The 21,835-nt window shown below is 55.1% G+C and carries 18 protein-coding genes; 12 read left to right on the top strand and 6 right to left on the bottom strand.

Annotated features, from left to right (window positions below):
- Positions 1–1,175 precede the first annotated feature (1,175 nt).
- The 3 genes from ABLV54_RS23790 (at position 1,176) to ABLV54_RS23780 (ending at position 3,422) form a co-directional block, all read left to right on the top strand.
- Positions 1,176–1,370, top strand: coding sequence for a GGDEF domain-containing protein (locus ABLV54_RS23790; protein WP_123822821.1), 195 nt, complete (start codon positions 1,176–1,178; stop codon positions 1,368–1,370).
- Positions 1,371–1,713: 343 nt separating this feature from the next.
- On the top strand, positions 1,714–2,196 hold the full coding sequence (locus tag ABLV54_RS23785; protein ID WP_023290574.1) for a WbuC family cupin fold metalloprotein: 483 nt from the start codon (positions 1,714–1,716) through the stop codon (positions 2,194–2,196).
- Between the two features lie 365 nt (positions 2,197–2,561).
- Entirely contained in the window at positions 2,562–3,422 is an 861-nt protein-coding gene (locus ABLV54_RS23780; RefSeq protein ID WP_032428953.1) for a hypothetical protein, read from the top strand.
- A gap of 30 nt (positions 3,423–3,452) precedes the next feature.
- Here ABLV54_RS23780 and cynR read toward each other — a convergent pair whose 3' ends face one another.
- Positions 3,453–4,361, bottom strand: a complete 909-nt coding sequence (gene cynR / locus ABLV54_RS23775; RefSeq protein ID WP_101881328.1) for a transcriptional regulator CynR — start codon at positions 4,359–4,361, stop codon at positions 3,453–3,455.
- A 132-nt stretch (positions 4,362–4,493) separates the two neighbouring features.
- On the opposite strand from cynR, the gene ABLV54_RS23770 reads away from it, so the two are divergent.
- From ABLV54_RS23770 to ypdK, 3 genes are all read left to right on the top strand, one after another.
- Entirely contained in the window at positions 4,494–4,952 is a 459-nt protein-coding gene (locus ABLV54_RS23770) for a nucleoside deaminase (RefSeq protein ID WP_023290577.1), read from the top strand.
- Positions 4,949–6,145 (top strand): CynX/NimT family MFS transporter, encoded by a 1,197-nt coding sequence (locus tag ABLV54_RS23765; protein WP_226563655.1) that lies wholly within the window; start codon positions 4,949–4,951, stop codon positions 6,143–6,145. The genes ABLV54_RS23770 and ABLV54_RS23765 overlap by 4 nt, the downstream gene beginning before the upstream one ends.
- A gap of 337 nt (positions 6,146–6,482) precedes the next feature.
- Positions 6,483–6,554 carry a membrane protein YpdK gene (gene ypdK / locus ABLV54_RS23760; protein WP_099119320.1) on the top strand — a complete coding sequence of 24 codons (72 nt, stop codon included), beginning with the start codon at positions 6,483–6,485 and terminating at the stop codon, positions 6,552–6,554.
- Between the two features lie 70 nt (positions 6,555–6,624).
- Here ypdK and alaC read toward each other — a convergent pair whose 3' ends face one another.
- Positions 6,625–7,839, bottom strand: coding sequence for an alanine transaminase (gene alaC, locus ABLV54_RS23755; RefSeq protein ID WP_044524299.1), 1,215 nt, complete (start codon positions 7,837–7,839; stop codon positions 6,625–6,627).
- A 383-nt stretch (positions 7,840–8,222) separates the two neighbouring features.
- Here alaC and ABLV54_RS23750 point away from each other — a divergent pair, with 383 nt between their 5' ends.
- Together ABLV54_RS23750 and ABLV54_RS23745 are read left to right on the top strand one after the other, a co-directional pair.
- Complete coding sequence (locus ABLV54_RS23750) at positions 8,223–9,920, top strand: sensor histidine kinase (RefSeq protein WP_023290579.1); 1,698 nt, start codon at positions 8,223–8,225, stop codon at positions 9,918–9,920.
- Positions 9,921–9,931: 11 nt separating this feature from the next.
- Entirely contained in the window at positions 9,932–10,669 is a 738-nt protein-coding gene (locus ABLV54_RS23745; RefSeq protein WP_023290580.1) for a LytTR family DNA-binding domain-containing protein, read from the top strand.
- A 54-nt stretch (positions 10,670–10,723) separates the two neighbouring features.
- Here the strand turns inward: ABLV54_RS23745 and glk are convergent, their stop codons facing one another.
- The gene (gene glk, locus ABLV54_RS23740) at positions 10,724–11,689 is read right to left on the bottom strand and encodes a glucokinase (protein WP_004202027.1); all 966 of its coding nucleotides are present in this window, start codon (positions 11,687–11,689) and stop codon (positions 10,724–10,726) included.
- Positions 11,690–11,951: 262 nt separating this feature from the next.
- Here glk and ABLV54_RS23735 point away from each other — a divergent pair, with 262 nt between their 5' ends.
- Complete coding sequence (locus ABLV54_RS23735; RefSeq protein WP_023290581.1) at positions 11,952–13,187, top strand: ion channel protein; 1,236 nt, start codon at positions 11,952–11,954, stop codon at positions 13,185–13,187.
- On the opposite strand, the gene ABLV54_RS23730 is transcribed toward ABLV54_RS23735, so the two are convergent.
- A complete protein-coding gene (locus ABLV54_RS23730; protein WP_023290582.1) occupies positions 13,184–14,845 on the bottom strand; it encodes a thiamine pyrophosphate-binding protein in 1,662 nt (553 codons plus the stop codon). The two genes, ABLV54_RS23735 and ABLV54_RS23730, sit on opposite strands and share 4 nt — an antisense overlap.
- Positions 14,846–15,025: 180 nt before the next feature.
- On the opposite strand from ABLV54_RS23730, the gene mgrA reads away from it, so the two are divergent.
- Together mgrA and ABLV54_RS23720 are read left to right on the top strand one after the other, a co-directional pair.
- Entirely contained in the window at positions 15,026–16,018 is a 993-nt protein-coding gene (gene mgrA / locus ABLV54_RS23725; RefSeq protein ID WP_023290583.1) for an L-glyceraldehyde 3-phosphate reductase, read from the top strand.
- A gap of 130 nt (positions 16,019–16,148) precedes the next feature.
- Positions 16,149–16,508, top strand: a complete 360-nt coding sequence (locus ABLV54_RS23720; protein WP_023290584.1) for a DUF2502 domain-containing protein — start codon at positions 16,149–16,151, stop codon at positions 16,506–16,508.
- Positions 16,509–16,565: 57 nt separating this feature from the next.
- Here the strand turns inward: ABLV54_RS23720 and ABLV54_RS23715 are convergent, their stop codons facing one another.
- On the bottom strand, positions 16,566–17,807 hold the full coding sequence (locus ABLV54_RS23715; protein ID WP_004202021.1) for an Nramp family divalent metal transporter: 1,242 nt from the start codon (positions 17,805–17,807) through the stop codon (positions 16,566–16,568).
- A 346-nt stretch (positions 17,808–18,153) separates the two neighbouring features.
- On the opposite strand from ABLV54_RS23715, the gene nupC reads away from it, so the two are divergent.
- A complete protein-coding gene (gene nupC, locus ABLV54_RS23710; RefSeq protein WP_012540950.1) occupies positions 18,154–19,356 on the top strand; it encodes a nucleoside permease NupC in 1,203 nt (400 codons plus the stop codon).
- A 48-nt stretch (positions 19,357–19,404) separates the two neighbouring features.
- On the opposite strand, the gene ABLV54_RS23705 is transcribed toward nupC, so the two are convergent.
- Complete coding sequence (locus ABLV54_RS23705) at positions 19,405–21,576, bottom strand: EAL domain-containing protein (RefSeq protein WP_064155271.1); 2,172 nt, start codon at positions 21,574–21,576, stop codon at positions 19,405–19,407.
- Between the last annotated feature and the right edge of the window lie 259 nt (positions 21,577–21,835).

Raw genomic sequence — 21,835 nt, 5'->3', positions numbered from 1 at the left:
AGTCATCGGGCACTATCTGAACATAAAACACTATCAGTAAATTGGAGTCATTACCATATTTTATTATCTCTATTTTAGAAAACTATTTAATATGATTGATAACTAAGCTAAGATTAAACATCAACAGAACTGGGGGCACATGAAGGGGCACTATAAAAAACAACCTATAATAACTACATTAAATCAATGTATTAACTATAAAAGCGATTCCTGCAGGGACCATAACCCTCCTGCTTTATGTCGGATCCACGCCGACTTTTGATGGTTTTTCTGCAGCTCCTGTAGACAGTCTACTCAAGGTGGTACCGACCTGATCATCAATGCCCCCTTCCTGTTAACGCACAAAGTGATTTATTTATAGATATAAAACCCGTGGCGCCATTCCTCTTTTTAAAAAGAGGAAAACACCAGTTATAATTTTGCGACTAAAATGAACAACTCACAGGAAAAGACGAGTTGTAAAACGTAATGACATCGTCCGCAGCGACCGCACGAAAAGCATACTGCTCACTCCCGACAGACATTCAAAATATTGATATTCACGATCATAAAAACATAGTTTTCTTGCCCTGACAGGTATGACCTAATGAACAGGCCATCAGACTCATCTATTTTTACCGCAACGCGTTAACACTCACCTAAATCATCACCGCGGCATTAGTATTCAAGTTTCGTTCGCATCGCCTGCTGGCCTCCCATAATCACATTATTATTACCTTTGCCTGTGTAAGCCTGACCTTAGCTATCGTCCTGATTGTTGGATTTTCCTCAATCCACCTGTATGAACCAACGATTCGCTTAGCCAGTAATATAATGATTTACATATGGACGTTCTTTTTTTTCACGACGATGGCATTAACCCGCTTCAGAAATATATTCTGGACAGGAATCTATTTTTACTACTTCGTTTATATCTTAACCTTCTCTTTCTTAACAACCGCAGATGTCGCTAGCGAGAACATAGGGTATAAAGCGAGGCTTTTCGAAACGCTGGGCACTCTGATCTTTATTATCATTATTTTACTTAATGCGTTTAATCTTTATCAATTATCCAACAATAAATATGAGAATGCCTATCAGAACTCGATTCGTGATTATCTGACGCAGCTGTATAACCGCCGTTATTTTTACCTTGTGCTGATAAAAAAAATGCAACGGGTCTCTGTGCAAAACCATTGTCTAAATTGTTATGCGACATCGATCATTTCAAGCGCATCAATGACAAATATGGTCACTTTCAGGGAGATCTTGTTATTCAGTATGTGGCCGGGGTACTTCAGGATCAGGTTCGCAGAGATGATATTGTGGCCAGAACAGGCGGCGAGGAATTTGCGCTATTACTGTTTGACGTGGGCCAACAGCAGGCGTAACTCATCGCCGAGCGGACCCGCCAGACCATTATCAACCCAGGCGACGTCAGCAGCAGGGTTAAACTGCCCGAAAGCGTCACGATCAGTATCGGTCTTGCCACAACGGAGGATCCTAAAACGGTATAGAATGAATGACTTAACCGTGCCGACGGCGCCCTGTACCAGGCAAAAAAAGCAGGTAGGAATTGCGTGGTTGCCTGGCAGAAGCCCTCCTGCACTCTATAGCCTCGACAATTAACCGACAGCAACACGCTTTATGCGTACAATATCGCGTGGCGTGGTCGTCAACCTGCCGCCCAGCCGATGCAACACTCTCTGGACAACAAAGGAGCCAGGCGTTGATATGAAACAGATCACCCTTAGCGATATGCAGCAGCAGAGCGAAGCGGCGGCCAGTTCCCCGCGCTTACGTGCCCATCGCAATTTTCACCCTGAGCTGAGCGACCCGGTGCAGCGTCTGGCTATCGCTATGGAACCCGGCACCTATATCCGCCCGCACCGGCACCGACATACCTTTGAACTTTTGCTGCCGCTGAAAGGTCGCTTTGTGGTGCTAAATTTTGATGATCATGGCGCGATCACTAACCGGGTGGTGCTGGGTGAAACCTGCACGGCGCTGGAAATGGAGCCTGGCACCTGGCATACGGTGCTCTCACTCGACGCTGGTGGAATGGTATTTGAAGTCAAACAAGGCGCTTATCAACCGCTTGCTGAAATCGACACAATGGACTGGGCGCCAGCAGAAGGTCAGCCGGGTACCGCGGAGATGATGGCCTGGTATGCCATCGCGCAGCCAGGAGATCGCTATCCCTCTGTAACCCGGTAAGCTTGGCCGCCGCAAACGGATGCCGCGAGCATCCGTTTGCGTTATCCCTGTCGTCCAGGCATTGATCTCAAGAGCCACATTCTCCTCATGATGCGTTTCCTCTCGTCGAGGTCGTTAATAAAAAAACAAAAAAGTGTTGTATTCAGGCGCTAAGCAAACTATTTTTCTCGAGCGAAATAAATGATAGGATTACACCATCAAGTGAATGGCTGACGTAACAATAAGAATAATCATCTTATTGATATAATATTCTCAACATGAATGAATTTCATCAATCAGACCAGCGACGTTAACAAAAAAAGCACATGACCATCAGATTTTCATTGCTAATACTGACCGCTATTTTTCTGCAATAAACAATCCTTATGAATATAACAGAACGGAATATCTGGAAATTAAATAATTTACCGCCAATGGAGTATTGTTCCCTTTCCCGGGCGCAAAAATTATTAAACTGTGAAATTGAAGACATTCTTCACTGGCATGATATCGGTGCGATCAATCTATGCCTGAAGCTTAACCCGACGCGGGGAACACTAAAACTCGCCGTCCTTTCTCATCAGGAAAAAGAGGTAACCAACACATTTAATCCACTCAATTCATCTGAGACGCTGGAAACCTACTGGTCGCCACACTCCCATATCCATAGCATTTTGCGGATTGATGGCGATATTCCCGTCATGGAAACCCAGAGCGGGAATACCGTCACGCAGTTCAACGTCAAGGTCACAGCTTCAGGACTTTGGCATCCGCACAGCCGGAATTTAATGGCGTTGCTGGAGGCGCCTAACGATATTCATCGTGAAAACAGGTTCAGCATGATGCTGCCTGAGAAACCGTTTGTTTATTGTCACTTCATTCCGCAGGAAGCCGAAAACCCCATCCTGTCATTGAATCGGCTCTATATTACCAGTCAGGCAATTGAGAAAATATTTGCCCATAGCATTAGCGCCCGACCGATGGATGTCACAAAAAATCCGCTACGGCAACAAACCGGTTATATCCATCAGGAATTAACCTCACTTCCGCAAAGTGAGGTACTGCTGGAATTTATCCACGATCTTATTCTGTCCCATACTTTATTTAATGTGAAATTGCAGACCATGGCTGAGCCAGACAAGACCCAACTCTTTCATCACGTGCTGGAAAGGCTTAAGGAGGAAGTCATGCTTAGAGAGAATGCCCTGCCCGACGAGGCCGACACCAGCAACGCAGCCCATCGTTAATCCTGGTTCGCCGCCGAGCGACGCACGCCTTCAGGCAGGAGGCAGGCGGTTTTCCTGCTCAAGCGTTAGCGCAATCTCCCGCGCCAGGGCGATAAATTCGCGTGCCGCGGCGCTCTGCCACGCATCCCTGCGCTGGAGCAAACAGGCCGTTCGCTGCAGCAGCGCGGGTTCCAGCTCAATCGCCACCACATCATCATACTGCCCGGCGACCGCCGCCGGCAGCAGTGTCGCAAGGGGCGTTCGCCGAATGACCGACAGAACGGCGCCGATAGAGTTGGCCTCCATCTGCACGTCAGGTTCGAGCCGATGACGACGACAATAACGATCGATCTGCTCCCGGGTGGCAAACTCGCTGCTCAGTAAAATCAGCGGCTGCGCGTCGAGCGCCTGCAGCCTGAGCGCGTTCTCTCTGGCCAGAGGATGCGTGCGGCTCACCACCAGCGCGAGGGTTTCCGTCAGCAGCGGCTGAACGACAATATCCGGGGAACGACTGTCGTCAAAGGCGATGCCGACATCCAGTTCATCCTTCAGCAACATCATTTCCATGCGCTCCTGGTTCATCTCCTGGATCAGCAATTTCACGCCGGGGTAGCGTCGATAGTAGTTTTCCACCAGCGGTCCCAGCATATAGGTGGTGAAGGTCGGCGTCATGGCAATGCGGAGTTTGCCGCGCTGCAGATCCTCAGCGTCATGCAGAGCGCGCCGCCCCTCCTCAAGATCGCGTAACGCCCGGCGGGCATACTCCAGCCAGATCTCTCCGGCATCGGTTAACCGGATATAACGGCCAGAGCGGTCGAAAAGCTGAACCTCCAGCATGGCTTCCAGCTGGCGGATCTGCTGTGACAGCGCCGGCTGGGAGACGTGCAGCGCCGCGGCGGCGCGGGTAAAGCCACGGTGTTCTGCCACAGCGATAAAGTAGGAAAGATGGCGCAGGAGCATCCGCTTACCTATAAGTAATTCAACTAGGGTTCATCATAAATAAGTCTTTTAACTTATGAAACAAGTTACGTACCCTCTACACACGACCCGTTGCCTCTTTTACCTTGAACATCATCTTATGCAGGAGTGACTATGTCCGCTCACGATCGCTATCTCCAGCGCGCCTTAGCGCTGGCAAAACACAACACAACCCACGGTGGTCGCCCCTTTGGCGCCGTTATGGTGCGCCATAACGAGGTTGTCGCCGAAGCCGTCAACACCTTTCATCTGAGCGGCGACCCAACGGCGCATGCCGAACTGAATGCCGTTCGCGATATTGCCGCCAGGCTGGGAAGCGAAGTTCTGCGCGAATGCGTTATTTACGCCAGCGGACAGCCTTGTCCGATGTGTCTTAGCGCACTCTATTTAACCGGCGTGCGGGAAGTATTTTTCGCCAACAGCAATCAGGACGGAGAGCCTTTTCAGCTATCTACCGCCGCGATTTATCAGCAGTTGCAGCAGCCGCTGGCGCAGCAGACGTTGCCGATCCATCATCGCCCCCAGCCGGAGGGGCTGGCAGTTTATCAGCGGTGGGCGGAACAGCAGCCATGAAAGCCGTGTTGCGACAGAATCTGACGCTGGGGATCCTGGTGCTGATCGGCATAAATATGCGGCCGCTGCTCACCTCCATCGGCCCTTTGCTTCCGGAGATCCGCGCCGCCAGCGGGATGAGCTATACCCTGGCCGCGCTACTGACCGCCCTGCCGGTGGTAGCGATGGGCGTGCTGGCGCTGGCCGCCGGCTGGGTCGATCGTTATGTCGGTCAAAACCGTAGCATTGCGCTAAGCCTGCTGATTATCGCGGCGGGCGCCCTGTTGCGGGAAATCGCCCCGAATAGCGGCCTACTGCTCACCAGCGCCCTGGCCGGAGGCGTTGGCATCGGCATCATCCAGGCTGCCATCCCGGCGGTGATTAAGCGCTTATTCGCCCGACGGACGCCGCTGGTAATGGGGCTATGGTCAGCCGCGCTAATGGGCGGTGGCGGGTTAGGCGCCGCGTTAACGCCGTGGCTGGCGTCGCACAGCACAGCCTGGCGGGATGCGCTGGCCTGGTGGGCGCTCCCCGCCCTCCTCGCCCTGCTCAGCTGGCTGGCGATTTGCCGGCACCTGCCCCGTGCTCCGCATCAGACCAGCACCGCCCCCCGGGTAGCGATTATTGGCCAGCGCCGCGCCTGGACGCTGGGGCTCTATTTCGGACTGATCAATGCCGGCTACGCCAGTCTGATCGCCTGGCTGCCGCCCTATTATATGCAGCTTGGCGACAGCGCCCAGTACAGCGGCTCGCTGCTGGCGTTGCTGACGGTTGGGCAAACCGCGGGCGCGCTGCTGCTGCCGGCGCTGGCTCGCCAGGATGACCGGCGCCAGCTTCTGCTGTGTGCTCTGGTGCTCCAGCTGATTGGCTTCTGCGGCTTCATCTGGCTGCCGCAGCACTTCTCCGCGCTCTGGGCTCTCGCCTGCGGCGTCGGTCTGGGCGGCGCGTTTCCCCTGTGCCTGGTGCTGGCCCTCGATCATGCCGGACAACCGACGGTGGCCGGCCGGCTGGTAGCCTTTATGCAGGGTATCGGATTTATTATCGCCGGCCTGTCTCCCTGGCTTTCCGGCCTGCTGCGTAGCCTGAGCGGGAACTACACCCTTGACTGGTCCTGGCATGCGCTCTGTGTCCTGTTACTCATGGCGATCACGCTGCGCTTTATCCCGGCACACTACCCTGCCGAGTGGCGACAGCGCGCCTCTGATCTGTATTAAACCGGTGGCGCGTGGCAACGTGAATGCCGCGCGCCAAGCCTGACTAGCCCCGCTAATCGCCCTGATGAGAAACCCGTTTTCGCAGCGTCGCTGGCGCTAAATTTATTACCGGGCGAAATTAATGTGTCGCCGAATCACGACACTCGTAAGTAACTAAAAATTAATAAAAAAATGCCTCTTGTTTCCCTGATTTTTTAGGCGTACATTAGCGCCATCTGGAGCACTTAACGCACAGAATTGCGAGCTGCCGCAGGGTGAGATTTCACCAGCGACAGCCCTTGAAAAACAGAACAATTAATTCATTTGAACGTCGCATAAGCGCGTGGAGTGATGAGTCGTGAAATACTTCTTTATGGGCCTCTCTTTTATGGTCATCGTTTGGGCCGGTACTTTTGCCCTGATGATCTAGACTGCAGCGGTGTCAAAAAAAACGGGAGCCCAGAGGCTCCCGTTTTTGTTATAGCGTATTCGCCGAAGCGCTAGCTCGCGACGGGCAGCAAGCCATCCGCGCGGAACATCGCCTTAATGCCGCGGATCGCCTGACGCGTCCGGTCCCGGTTCTCGATCAGCGCGAAGCGGACATGGGTATCGCCATAATCGCCAAAGCCAATCCCCGGAGAAACGCAAACCTTCGCTTCGTTAAGCAGCTTTTTCGCGAACTCCAGCGAGCCCATGTCGGCATAAGGTTCCGGAATTTTCGCCCAGACGTACATGGACGCTTTCGGACACTCCACCATCCAGCCGGCCTCATGGAGCCCTTTCACCAGCACATCGCGGCGGCGCTTATACTGTTCAGCGATATCCCGCACGCATTGCTGATCGCCCTCCAGGGCAGCGATCGCCGCCACCTGCAGCGGCGTAAACGTGCCGTAGTCATGGTAGCTTTTGATGCGGGCAAGGGCGTTCACCAGGGTCTTATTACCGACCATAAAGCCAATGCGCCAGCCGGCCATGTTATAGCTTTTCGACAGGGTAAAGAACTCGACGGCGACATCGCGTGCGCCGGGCACCTGCATGATGGAGGGCGCTTTCCAGCCGTCATACACGATATCGGCATAGGCCAGATCGTGGACGACCAGGATGTCATACTGCTTCGCCAGGGCGACAACCTTTTCAAAGAAATCCAGCTCGACGCACTGCGCGGTCGGATTCGAGGGAAAGCCAAGGATCATCATCTTCGGCTTCGGATAGCTCTCGCGGATGGCGCGTTCCAGTTCGTTAAAGAAATCCACCCCTTCCACCAGCGGCACCGAGCGCACCTGCGCCCCGGCAATCACCGCGCCGTAGATATGGATCGGGTAGCTGGGGTTCGGCACCAGCACGGTGTCGCCATGATCCAGCGTCGCCAGCATCAGGTGCGCCAGCCCCTCTTTCGAACCAATGGTGACGATCGCTTCCGATTCCGGATCGATATCGACGTTATAGCGTTCTTCATACCAGCGCGAAATAGCGCGACGCAGGCGTGGGATCCCCCGCGAGGTAGAGTAACCATGGGTGTCAGGCCGCTGGGCGACGGTGCAGAGTTTTTCCACGATATGCGGCGGCGTCGCGCCATCGGGATTGCCCATACTGAAATCGATAATATCTTCGCCGCGCCGGCGCGCAGCCATTTTCAGTTCGGCAGTAATATTAAAAACGTACGGGGGGAGACGATCGATACGCGTAAAACGGCGTTCAGGACTGGATTCAGCCATAGGTTCCTCTGATTAACGTTAGCGCCCGGACCGTCCGAGCGACGCTGCCGCTGTTGCGGCTCGTTTAGAAAATAACCTGAAAAAAATCACGTTGTCGAGTGCCCTGACGAAAAATAATCACTGGCGTTAAAAACGGGTATCGTCTGCGCTAAATACGGCAGTACGCTGCGGAATGAATACCGTTTTGTCTGCAAGTGGTAACATATTGATATCTTTTCTATCACGGGTATTTATCGTTTCTTCTGGCGTCTGGCGGTACATCGCCTCCCCACCCCTCAATCCCCTTTTAAAAGTGAGCCTTTTCCTCATTATTTTTCTGCGGCTGGTCTTCTGTCGTCAGGTTTTTTATCATGTCCTTTTCTGGCCACTGACGCGACGCACCCATGCACGAAATCTTTACTATGATGCTGGCGGTCTATGATCGTGCGGCCCTGATGCTTATTTGCCTGTTTTTTCTCATTCGCCTGCGCCTGTTCCGCGAACTGTTGCATAAGTCGGCGCATACGCCGAAAGAGCTGCTGGCTGTCACCGCCATTTTCTCGCTGTTCGCGCTCTTCAGTACCTGGTCCGGTGTGCCGGTGGAAGGATCGCTGGTAAACGTGCGCATCATCGCCGTGATGTCCGGCGGGATCCTGTTTGGTCCCTGGGTGGGGGCCATTGTCGGGGTGATTGCCGGTGTGCACCGCTATCTGATTGATATTGACGGCGTGACCGCCGTGCCCTGCTTTATCACCAGCATCATCGCCGGCCTGCTGTCGGGGTTGATTAACCGCAAAGTGGCCCGCGATCAACGCTGGAAAATCGGCATTCTGGCCGGAATGGTCTGCGAGACTCTGACCATGATCCTGGTGGTGATCTGGGCCCCTTCCCTCAGCCTCGGCGTGGATATTGTCTCGAAAATTGGTATCCCGATGATCCTCGGCAGCGTCTGCATCGGTTTTATCGTGCTGCTGGTGCAGAGCGTGGAAGGGGAAAAGGAGGCCAGCGCCGCGCGGCAGGCGAAACTGGCGCTCGACATTGCCAACAAAACCCTGCCGCTGTTCCGTCAGGTCAACAGCGATTCTCTGCGCCAGGTTTGCGACATTATCCGCCGCGACATTACCGCCGACGCGGTGGCGATCACCAATACGGAACACGTGCTGGCCTACGTGGGCGTCGGTGAAGCCAACTATCAACATCATAACGATGTCATCAGTCCCACCACCCGACAGGCCATCCGTTATGGAAAAATCATTATTAAAAACAATGATGAAGCCCACCGCACGCCGGAGATCCACTCCTTGATGGTCATTCCGCTGTGGGAAAAAGGGGTGGTCACCGGTACGCTAAAAATCTATTACTGCCACGCCCATCGCATCACCTCGACGCTGCAGGAGATGGCGATAGGCCTGTCACAAATCATCTCCACCCAGCTGGAGGTTTCCCGCGCCGAACAGCTACGGGAGATGGCCAACAAAGCGGAGCTGCGCGCTCTGCAAAGCAAGATTAACCCGCACTTTTTATTCAATGCCCTGAACGCGATCTCCTCCTCGATTCGCCTTAATCCGGACACCGCGCGCCAGCTCATTTTTAATCTGTCGCGCTATCTGCGCTATAACATCGAATTAAAAGACGATGAGCAGATTGATATCAAACGAGAGCTGTATCAGATCAAAGATTACATCGCCATTGAACAGGCGCGATTCGGCGACAAACTGACGGTTATCTATGATATTGACGACGACGTCAGCTGCGTGATCCCAAGCCTGCTTATCCAGCCTCTGGTGGAAAATGCCATTGTGCACGGCATTCAGCCGTGTAAAGGGAAAGGCGTGGTGACGATCGGTATCAATGAGTGCGGTAATCGGGTTCGCATCAGCGTTCGCGACACCGGCAACGGCATCGATCCCGCCGTGGTCGCCCGCGTGGAAGCCGATGAAATGCCGGGTAACAAAATCGGCCTGCTCAACGTTCATCATCGGGTGAAACTTCTCTATGGCGAGGGGCTGCATATCCGCACCCTGACGCCAGGAACGGAGATCGCTTTTTATGTCCCCAATCACTCTACGCCGCAGGCGCTGACGGAGTCTCTGTTGTCATGAGCGGAGAAAAGATGAAAGTTATCATTGTGGAGGATGAGTTTCTGGCCCAACAGGAACTCTCCTGGCTTATCAACACCCACAGCCAGATGGAGATCGTCGGCAGCTTTGACGACGGACTGGACGTGCTGAAATTTCTCCAGCACAACAAGGTCGACGCCATCTTTCTCGATATCAATATTCCATCGCTGGACGGCGTTCTGCTGGCGCAGAACATCAGCCAGTTCGCCCATAAGCCTTTTATCGTCTTTATCACCGCGTGGAAAGAACACGCCGTGGAAGCCTTTGAGCTGGAGGCGTTTGACTACATTCTGAAGCCCTACCAGGAGTCGCGCATCATCAATATGCTGCAGAAGCTGACCGCCGCCTGGCAGCAGCAGAATAACGCCGCTTCCGGGTTAACCAGCGTGGCGCCTCGGGAAAACGACACCATCAATCTGATAAAAGATGAGCGGATCATCGTCACCAGCATTCATGATATCTATTATGCCGAGGCGCACGAGAAGATGACCTTCGTCTACACTCGCCGGGAGTCATTCGTCATGCCGATGAACATTACCGAATTCTGCAGCAAACTGCCCACCGCACATTTCTTTCGCTGTCACCGCTCGTACTGTGTGAATCTCAGCAAAATTCGGGAAATTGAGCCGTGGTTTAACAATACCTATGTGCTACGCCTGCGCGACCTGGAGTTTCAGGTTCCGGTCAGTCGCAGTAAAGTGAAAGAGTTTCGCCAGCTGATGAATCTGTAGACGGCGGGGCTCCCCGCCTGGCCGGGCTACGACAGTAGCCCGGGAGGAATGCGCTTACAGCACCTGACCCAGCGTCTGACGCAGATGCGCGCCGGAGCCCAGCAGGCCTGGGTTGTCATGCACGATCAGGTAAACCGGGATATCCTGGACATAGGCTTTAAAACGACCTTTGTCCTCAAAACCGCCGCGGAAGCCGGAGGCTTTAAAGAACTCCAGGAAGCGCGGCACGATGCCGCCAGCGATATAGACGCCGCCAAACGTCCCCAGGGTCAGCGCCAGGTTTCCACCGAAGCGCCCCATAATGACGCAGAACAGCGACAGCGCCCGGCGACAGTCGGTGCAGCTATCCGCCAGCGCCCGCTCGGTGACCTCACGCGGCTGCAGGTTCTCCGGCAGTCGACCATCCGATTTGACTATCGCGCGATAAAGGTTGACCAGACCAGGACCGGAGAGGACGCGTTCTGCGGAGACATGCCCCAGCTCAGCGCGCAGCTCTTCCAGAATAATGCCCTCTTCTTCGCTGTTCGGCGCAAAATCGACATGGCCGCCTTCGCCCGGCAGGCTGACCCAGCGCTTATCAACGTGTACCAGATGGGCTACGCCCAGCCCGGTTCCGGCGCCATAAACGGCGATCGGTTTGCCGGCTACCGGCGCGCTGCCGCCGAACTGAATCAGGTGCTCGGCTTTCAGCATCGGGATAGCCATTGAAACGGCGGTGAAATCGTTGATAATCTCCAGGTGCGCAAAGCCAAGGTTGCGCTTCATCTCGGCGATGGAGAAGGCCCAGGTATGGTTGGTCATCGCCACCCAGTCGCCGGTGATCGGGCAGGCGATAGCGATACAGCCTTCGCTGACCGTCACCTGATGCTCCTCGAGATAGACGCGTACCACCGCCTCCAGACTGGGGTAATCGAGCCCGGAATAGGTCTTTGCACGAGAGATCTCTCCGCTCGCCAGATCACACAGCGCCAGGCGGGCGTTGGTCCCCCCGACATCTCCTACTAAAGCAAATTTTGTCATTCCGTTACGGCTCCGCTAAAGTCAAAATAAATCTTTTGGCACACTGTAAATTCATGGCGGCTTAACAACAACGTCCAACTCGCGGACGCCCCTTGTTTAGCGACACAGGTCACATTTAGTTTGTAATCAATGAAAGTAGCCTATTAACGAGGCCACGGGTATCAGACGCCGCCTTAACTTTATCGTTTCAGCACCATTTGCATCGACGGTCCCCGCCGACAAAGGCAAAGTAGTGCTCCTGAACTTTAACAAGGACATTGTCATGCTCCATCCTCGCGCCAGAACAATGCTGATCCTGTCGGTGCCGGCTATCCTGATTGGCATCGCCTCCAGTCTGATCCTGATCGGCGCGATGAAGATTGCCGCGTTGCTGCAGCGCATCCTGTGGAGCAATCTGCCTGTGCAGTTTGGAGTAAGCGCCGAGAACCCGCTGTGGATTATCGCCATTCTCACGGCGACGGGGATCGCGGTGGGCCTGGTCGTCCGTTACAGCCCGGGGCATGCCGGGCCGGACCCGGCGACCGAGTCGTTAATCGGCGCGCCCATTGCCACCGGCGCGCTGCCCGGGCTGCTGGCGGCGCTGATCCTTGGCCTCGCCGGCGGCGTCAGCCTCGGCCCGGAGCATCCGATTATGGTGGTGAATATTGCGCTGGCCGTCGCCGTCGGCTCCCGACTGTTCCCGCGGGTCAGCTCTCTTGACTGGACCATTCTCGCGGCCTCAGGCACCATCGGCGCCCTCTTCGGCACCCCGGTGGCCGCCGCGCTGATTTTTTCGCAAACCCTCAACAGCAGCAACGAGTCGCCGCTATGGGATCGTCTGTTTGCCCCGATGCTTGCCGCCGCCGCGGGCGCGCTGACCACCGGGCTGTTTTTCCACCCCCACTTCACGCTGCCGCTCCCACACTATAGCCAGATGCACTTCGTCGATATTATCAGCGGCATGATCGTCGCCCTGATCGCTATCGCCGTCGGTATGGTCGCCGTCTGGTGTCTGCCGCGCCTGCACACGCTGATGCACCGCCTGAAAAACCCGATCCTGACGCTGGGCCTCGGCGGCTTGCTGTTAGGGATCCTCGGGACCATTGGCGGACATTTAACGTTGTTTAAGGGGCTGGATGAGATGCAGCAGCTGGCCTTCAGCCAGACGCTGACCGCCTCGGATTATCTGCTCATCGCGCTGGTTAAACTGGCTGCGCTGGTTCTCGCCTCGGCCTGCGGCTTTCGCGGCGGGCGGATTTTCCCCGCGGTCTTCGTCGGCGTGGCGCTGGGGCTGATGCTGCATGCCCACGTGGACGCCGTGCCGGCGGCGATCACCGTCTCCTGCGCGATCCTCGGCATGGTGCTGGTCGTCACCCGCGACGGCTGGCTGAGCCTGTTTATGGCCGCCGTGGTGGTGCCGGACACCACGCTGCTGCCGCTGCTGTGCATTGTGATGCTCCCGGCCTGGCTGCTGCTGGCCGGGAGGCCCTTGATGATTGCCAGACACCATACCGACTAAACGCGGCTGTTTCGTTCCTCCAGCGCCTGCGTCACCGCGCGCAGGAAATCGGGAATATCCATTTTCGGCAGCATCACTTCCACCAGGGTGAGCGTATCGGAGGTGATGCTCTCCGCCATCGCCTCTCGTAGCTCATCGGTGTGCGTAACCCGCCAGCAGCGCGAGGCAACGTCCGGGGCGAAGGCTTCCGGCAGGCGTCGCCAGTCCCACAGGGCAATGTCATTGTAGCGCTGCTCCGGGCCGTGAATCGCCCGTTCCACGGTATACCCTTCGTTATTCAGCAGCAGAATAAGCGGCTTTTGCTTATCGCGCAGCATAGAGCCCATCTCCTGAATCGTCAGCTGGGCGGCGCCATCGCCGACAATCAGCACCACCCGCCGCTCTGCCGCCGCGGTTTGCGCGCCATAGGCGGCCGGGAGGGTAAAACCAATCGAGCCCCACAGCGGCTGGACGATCAGCGACGCCTCTGACGGCAGCTTCAGCGCGGCAATGCCGAAGGCGGCCGTCCCCTGGTCGGCGAGAATAATATCGCCGGGACGCAGCGCCCCCTGCACCGTCGCCCAGAAATTTTTCTGCGTGAGTTCGCCGTCGGCCCCCTCCTCCACTTCCGGCGCCACGACCTGAGGCGCAGCCCACTCCGCCGCCAGCGGTGCGGAAAGGGTCATCAGCGCAGCCAGTGCCTGATCCATCGGCACGCCGCTGAACCAGTGATCGCCCACCCTGACCGCGAAGGGCTGGATCTCTATCGTCTTATCCCGCGCCAGATGCTGGGTGAATCCCGCGGTGATGGTGTCGGTGAAGCGCGTGCCGATGCAGATGATGGTGTCGGCGTTTTCGATGGCCTCCCGGGTCTGCGGCGCGCTGGCGATACCGCTGTAGGTGCCGACAAAACCTCGCTGCTGCTCATCGAACAGCCCCTTGCCCATTAGCATGGTGGCGTGGGCGACGGGGGTTTTAGCCACCCACTCCCGGAGCGTGTTTTGCAGGCCATAGCGTTGCGCGAGGAAGTCCGCCAGCAGGGAGATGCGTCGACTGCCCCGCAGCAGGCGGCTGGCATGCTCGCAGAATCCGGCGAGCTGGTTTTCATCCGCCGGAGCGGCCTCCACCAGCAAGCGCTGCGCTGGGGCAATCGCTGCCGCTCTGGCGACATCGGCCGGCAGCATCAGATAGCCAGGCCGATGATGCGTCAGCATATCGCGCAGAACACGGTCGATCTCATGGCAGGCGTTGCCGGCGGTCAGCAGCGCCTGGCTACAGGTGATCTGCTCGCTCATCCGCGCAAAATGGCGGAAATCGCCGTCGCCCAGGGTGTGATGCAGCAGTTCGCCGCGCTGCTGAGCGCCAGTGGAGGGCGCGCCGACGATATGTAATACCGGAATATGCTCCGCATAGCTGCCCGCCACGCCGTTCAGCGCGCTCAGTTCGCCGACGCCGTAGGTTGTTAGTAACGCACCGGCTCCCTTAATGCGTGCATAACCGTCAGCAGCATAGGCCGCATTGAGCTCGTTGGCGCAGCCGACCCACCCCAGCGCGCTGTGCGCAATGACCCGGTCGAGAAACTGTAAGTTGTAATCTCCCGGCACGCCGAACAAGCGGTCAATACCGCAGTCGACGAGGCGATCCAGCAGATAATCCCCAATAGTGTAAGTCGGTTGCATATCCATTTTCCTCATTTTGGCGCAGGTGTAATTTGAGTATTGAATAAGCGATCCGCCTGTCCAGAAAGGGGGCGATAAAGGCGGTGTAAAGCAATAATTACGCCGAAAAAGCGATGTACTCCACGCAGAACATTGATTAGTGTAAACGTATACACACCCTGTTTTATCTGCGGAGGAAGAATGGTTTACCAGGCAAGTACCACGCGATATCAAACGATGGCCTATCGTCGCTGCGGCCGCAGCGGCCTTCAGCTGCCGGCAATTTCTCTCGGTCTGTGGCATAACTTTGGCGATGAAACGCGGGTGGAAACCAGCCGGCAGATGCTCCAGCACGCATTTGACCTCGGCATTACCCATTTCGACCTGGCCAACAACTATGGGCCGCCGCCGGGCTCGGCGGAGAGCAATTTTGGCCGCATCCTCAAAGAGGCGCTCCTGCCCTATCGCGATGAGTTGATCATCTCCACCAAGGCGGGCTACACCATGTGGGACGGCCCTTACGGCGACTGGGGTTCACGCAAATATCTGGTGGCCAGCCTTAACCAGAGCCTGCAGCGCATGGGGCTGGAATATGTCGATATTTTTTATCATCACCGCCCGGACCCGGAAACACCGCTGACGGAAACGATGCGCGCGCTTGATCACCTTGTCCGCCAGGGTAAAGCGCTGTACGTCGGCATCTCCAACTATCCGCTGGCCCAGGCGCGGGAGGCGGTGAAGATCCTTAACGATCTCGGCACCCCCTGCGTCATTCACCAGCCCCGCTACTCCATGTTTGAACGCGGCGTGGAAGAGGGGCTGCTGGATTTTTTGCAGACAGAAGGGGTGGGAAGTATAGCGTTTTCACCGCTGGCCGGCGGACAGCTCACCGACCGCTATCTCAACGGCATTCCGGCAGACTCACGTGCCGCCAGCAGCAGTCGTTTTCTGCAGCCGGAGCAGCTGACCAGCGCCAGATTAGAAAAAATTCGTCAGCTGAATACGCTGGCGGAAGCACGCGGGCAGAAGCTGTCGCAGATGGCGCTGGCCTGGGTGCTGCGTGAGGAGAAAGTCACCTCCGTACTGATCGGCGCCAGCAAAACCGCCCAGCTGGATGACGCTGTCGGAATGCTGAAACATCGTCATTTCAGCGCCGAAGAGTGCGCCGCGATTGATGCCATCCTGGCGCTGTAAAGCAAATGTTACTTTAGCAAAAAGTGCTCTTTTCTGTGCTTTCGGAGTTCGTCCGATGCGATAGGTCTTTACCGGCCCGTAATATCACGTTAACAGGCCGCTTAGGGCCCCGATCGTGAAGGAGAAGAGTATGTTCAGGTCACTGATTCTGGCAGCAGTACTGCTGGCCGCAGCGCCATTAGTCGCTAACGCTGGTGAAATCACCCTGTTGCCATCGATAAAATTACAAATTGGCGATCGTGACAATTACGGTAACTACTGGGACGGTGGCAGCTGGCGCGACCGTGATTACTGGCGTCGTCACTATGAATGGCGTGATAACCGTTGGCATCGTCATGACAACGGCTGGCACAAAGGCTGGTACAAAGGCAGAGATAAAGCCTGGGAGCGCGGCTATCGCGCGGGCTGGAGCGACCGCGACGATCGCCGCGGCGGCTGGGGACGTGGTCCCGGCGGGCGTGGTCACGGTCATGGACATGGCCATCACTAACAGACGAAAAGGGGAGCCCATCGGCTCCCCTTCGCTTTATTCCGCATCAGGAGGCCATTAATCCACCCCGAGCAGCGATCCCACAATTAACCAGCCGTTCAGGCTCACCACAATCGCGACTATCGCCCAGCCGATGCCTCTCACCCAGCGGGTATTCACCAGGTCTCCCATTAGCTTTGCATTGCTGGTAAATATCAACAGCGGTACCAGGGCAAGCGCAATACCAAAGCTCAGCAACACCTGACTCATCACCAGGATGCGCGTTGGATCCAGCCCCAGCAGAATGACGACAAACGACGGCAGCATAGTGACCGCCCGGCGAAACCACAGCGGAATATGAAAGCGAATGAAGCCCTGCATGACCACCTGACCTGCGAGAGTCCCCACCACCGTCGATGATAAACCTGCAGCGACCAGGCTGAGGCCAAAGATGGTCGCCGCCGCATGGCTCAGCAGCGGCTCCAGCGTTCTGTAAGCCTGATCAAGATCGGCGACGCCGGTATGGCCATTGAAATGGAATGCCGCCGCGGCGGTCGCCATCATCGCCAGGTTGACGAACCCGGCAATGGTCATGGCGATCGCCACATCCCAGCGGGTCGCGTTATAGCGCTCTTTTCGCGTCCCGCCGTGCAGGTGCTGGGTAAGCGAGGAGTGTAAGTAGATCACGTGCGGCATAATGGTGGCCCCCAGCACCCCGGCGGCTAAGAATACCGCCTCGCCGTTGGGCAGCGTAGGGATCGCCAGCCCTTTGGTCAGGGGAGCCAGCGCGGGCTGGGAAAAGATCAATTCAACGACATAGGCGACGGCAACAAACAGCAGCAAGCCGCCAATCACCTTCTCCAGCGGTTTTTGTCCGCGCCGCTGCAGCATCAGGATCAGGAAGGTCGCCACCCCGGTCAGCACCGCCCCTTGCAGAAGCGATACGCCCAGCACCAGCTTAAAGCCAATCGCAGCGCCGATAAATTCGGCCAGGTCGGTGGCCATGGCGATGATTTCCGCCTGCACCCAGTAAAACCACACTACCGGGCGCGGGTAATGGTCGCGGATCTGCTCGGCCAGGTTTTTACCGGTGGCAATGCCGAGTTTGGCAGAGAGCACCTGGATCAGCATTGCCATCAGGTTGGCCCATACCACCACCCACAGCAGCTGATAGCCAAAGCTGGCGCCAGCCTGAATATTCGTGGCGAAATTACCCGGATCGATATAGCCAATGGCAGCGACGAAAGCTGGCCCCATTAAGGCGAGCTTCACCTTGCGCGCGGCGCGACTACTGCTATTCTCAACGCGACTGCTAGTCATCTTCTGCCTCTGGAAATATAGCCTTTGCTATGTTTCATGCTATCAAAATGCGAATGATTATCAAGTTCATTTAGAATGGAGATAATGATTGCTGTGATAGGAGGGAACAATTGCTGGCCGGAAATGAAAAACGGGCGTCAGTAAACCCGATCGCGCCCGCTATTAAGAGTAGTACAAGAATGCAACTTTTAAAACCTTTACGTAACATAACAAAAGTGGATGTTTGATCACTATTTTTGCCATTGGTCACAGTTCCTTGCAATAGTGTGCAATTGATCTCGTTTTCTTTAAAGCCGTTGCATAGAATGTGCACGGAAATTTAACCTGCCTCATATTTGGAGCAACTATGGACCGCGTCTTGCATTTTGTCCTCGCGATCGTTGTGGTGGCTATACTGGCCCTGTTGGTCAGTCATGACCGTAAAAAGATCCGTATTCGTTATGTTGTTCAACTGCTTGTCATTGAAGTCCTGCTGGCCTGGTTCTTCCTGAACTCCGATATTGGTCTGGGTTTTGTGAAAGGCTTCTCCGAGATGTTTGAAAAACTTCTCGGCTTTGCCAACGAAGGGACAAACTTCGTGTTCGGCAGCATGAACGACAAAGGTCTGGCCTTCTTCTTCCTTAAGGTTCTGTGCCCTATCGTCTTCATTTCCGCGTTGATCGGTATTTTGCAGCATATTCGCATCCTGCCGATTGTTATTCGCGCCATCGGTACCGTGCTGTCGAAAATCAACGGCATGGGCAAGCTGGAGTCCTTCAACGCCGTCAGCTCGCTGATCCTCGGCCAGTCGGAAAACTTTATTGCCTATAAAGATATTCTCGGCAAAATGTCGCGCAACCGTATGTACACCATGGCGGCGACCGCGATGTCCACCGTATCGATGTCCATCGTCGGCGCATACATGACCATGCTGCAGCCGAAGTACGTCGTCGCGGCGCTGGTGCTCAACATGTTCAGCACCTTTATCGTTCTGTCGTTGATTAACCCGTACCGTGTGGAAGAGAGTGAAGAAAATCTGCAGATGTCGAATCTGCACGAAGGTCAAAGCTTCTTCGAGATGCTGGGCGAGTACATTCTGGCGGGCTTTAAAGTCGCGATTATCGTGGCGGCGATGCTGATCGGCTTCATCGCGCTGATCTCCGCGCTGAACGCCCTGTTCGCCACTGTGACCGGCTGGTTCGGCTACAGCATCTCCTTCCAGGGGATCCTTGGCTATATCTTCTACCCGGTCGCCTGGGTGATGGGCGTGCCGGCAAGCGAAGCGCTGCAGGTGGGCAGTATTATGGCTACCAAGCTGGTCTCCAATGAATTCGTCGCCATGATGGATCTGCAGAAAATCGCCTCGACGCTCTCCCCGCGCGCGGAAGGCATTATCTCTATCTTCCTGGTCTCCTTCGCCAACTTCTCGTCTATCGGCATCATCGCCGGGGCGATCAAAGGTCTGAACGAAGAACAGGGCAACGTGGTTTCTCGCTTCGGTCTGAAGCTGGTTTACGGCTCCACGCTGGTCAGCGTCCTGTCTGCTTCTATTGCGGCTCTGGTTCTGTAACAGGCGCCAGTCATCTGAGCCGGGCGATGCCCGGCTTTTTTTTACCCGTCATTCGCCCAGCGGCTGAGGCTTGCCCACCAGGTAGCCCTGCAGATAATTCACCCCCAGCTCCAGCAAGCGCGCTTTTTGCGGTTCGCTTTCGACATATTCCGCCACCACGCTCATCCGTTTCGCCCGCGCCATCTCGACAATCGATTTCACCATAATGGCGTCCAGCGGGTCAGTGAGGATGTCGCGGACGAAGCAGCCGTCAATCTTGATGATATCGGCCTGGAGATGCTTCAGTCGTTCATAGTTCGCATATCCGGTGCCAAAGTCATCAATGGCGATGGCGCAGCCAAACGCGCGCAGCGCTTCAAGATTTTGCCGGCTGATGTCGGCATTGGAAAAGGCCTGCTCTTCAGTGACTTCAATAGTGATAAGGTCTGGTGAGACCGCATAGCGTTGAAACAGCGCGATAATCTGCGCGGCGCTATCCTTTTGCATCAGGGTTGCAGGCAGCAGATTGACCGAGAATCGCTGGCCAGCGTGCTGATGAAGCACGCTGAACAAGGTCTCCAGCACCAGCATGTCGAAACGTTGGCTGAGGTTAAACTGCACAATCAACGGGATAAACTGATCGGGCATAATGACGCTATCGCCACAGCGCATCCGGGTGAGGATCTCATGATATCCCTCCCCTTCCCTGTTCTGAATCGGTTGCGCATAGAGCATGAGCGCCCGCTCTTTGAGCACCTGCTTGACGCGCATGAGGAGGCGCACCTGCTCGGTGGTTTGATCCACCACCAGCTCCTGCTCCTCATCCAGCGCCAGCACCCGACGTTCGCTGCCCGCCTGTTCGGAAAGCCAGCTTAGCTGACCCAGCATCTGGTGAAGTCCCTCGCGCTGACCGTCGTCGCGGCCCCAGGCCGCGCCAAACTCCAGATCCAGCGGCTGATTGTGCCAGCTGAATTTTTTGTGGTTGAGAACCGCGACCATATGATGCAAACGGGATGAGGGTTCCGGTCCGTCAAGCACGAGGATCAGTTCGCTGCCCGGCACCTGGAAAACTTTATCCGCCGCCCCCAGCAGCGGTTGCAGCGCCCGAATAATCTGCCGTTTACAGTCCACCCCCATCATCAGGCCATAATGCCTGCTGAGAAAGTCGAGATTATGAATACGCAGGCTGCAGATAACCTGCTGCGGACAGCTTTGTAAATGGCTCTCCAGCGCGCGCAGGTTAGGCAAGCCAGTCAGCGGATCTTCTTCCGCCTGACTACGCCAGCGGCGTTTATTGCGATCGCTGCGGGCATAGGTGTCTGCCATATAAAACAAACAGATAGTAAAGGAGATCAACACTGACAGCACAAAGGATAATGAATACTCGCTTTGGACGCCCTGGAGAAAGTTTTTGTTATACACCACCAGTAAAAAAGCCGAGACCGACCATGAAATACGCAGCAACGCATGACCAATCCGGCTAATCCCGATAAAGTAGACGATAAAAATCACCGGAACTAAATAACCGGCAATAAATTCAGACTGATACGGCGCACACAATAGCGTTAATATCACCGCCAGCGCAATAAACCAATATAGCGTAAAGGAACGATATTTTGCTGCCAGCCACGGTAAACATTCCTGCCGCCAGAATCGTCGAGCGTAGCGTGGATTGATAATCATCCGCATTGGATAATATAAAAAGGTGGTAAAAATTAATGCTGCGCTGATTAAACTTTGAATATCTATTACGGTGTAAATCAACGGCATACTACCAAAATAGCTGGTAATAGATAGGGGAAACGCAAAATATTGTCCGGCGAGGTACATGGTGATTTTCAGCAGCACCGGCGCGAAGAACCCGCCCCAGAAGATACGCGCCCCCATATGTTTCGCCGTTGGACCACAGCGCCAGCGCTTACCCACCAACAGTCTTAGAATAGCGCAGGAGACGAACACCGCAAACAGCTGACAAAAGAGTAAGATAAACGCCTGCGGTAGCGTTAATTTAATTATCAGGCTATTGGTAATGGCAAATGCGAGAATTAATGGCGCAATCGCATAGCGACCAAAGATAAAAATAACAGAAAACATTACGCTGATTGGCAGCCAGGCAATATAAATAAGATTGCCATCAATAACCGTTTGCGGTGAAATAAAACGAGCCAGCGGAATAGCGACTAAACAGACGATAAAGGCCAACAGAGTTTTTTTGATATTAATGTTAATTTTATCAACCATTATTGTTAATTAAAACTCCGGCAACCTCATTACGCTTAATGGGGGAAATGTTATGTTGCTTATTTAGGGCAAGCAAGGTGAATTATCAGGAAAAAGTCTGAAATTACTTTCGATTTTAATAGCTGGAGATTAACTGACGTAACCAGAAAGTGCTTTACATGAAAATAGATAAAAAAAAACCCCGCCGAAGCGAGGTTTCTGAATTTTGGTGGAGCTAAGCGGGATCGAACCGCTGACCTCTTGCATGCCATGCAAGCGC

This window comes from Klebsiella sp. JB_Kp042, from assembly GCF_040065275.1.
GTDB lineage: Bacteria > Pseudomonadota > Gammaproteobacteria > Enterobacterales > Enterobacteriaceae > Klebsiella > Klebsiella quasipneumoniae.
This window is presented reverse-complemented; position numbering and strand designations above follow the sequence as displayed.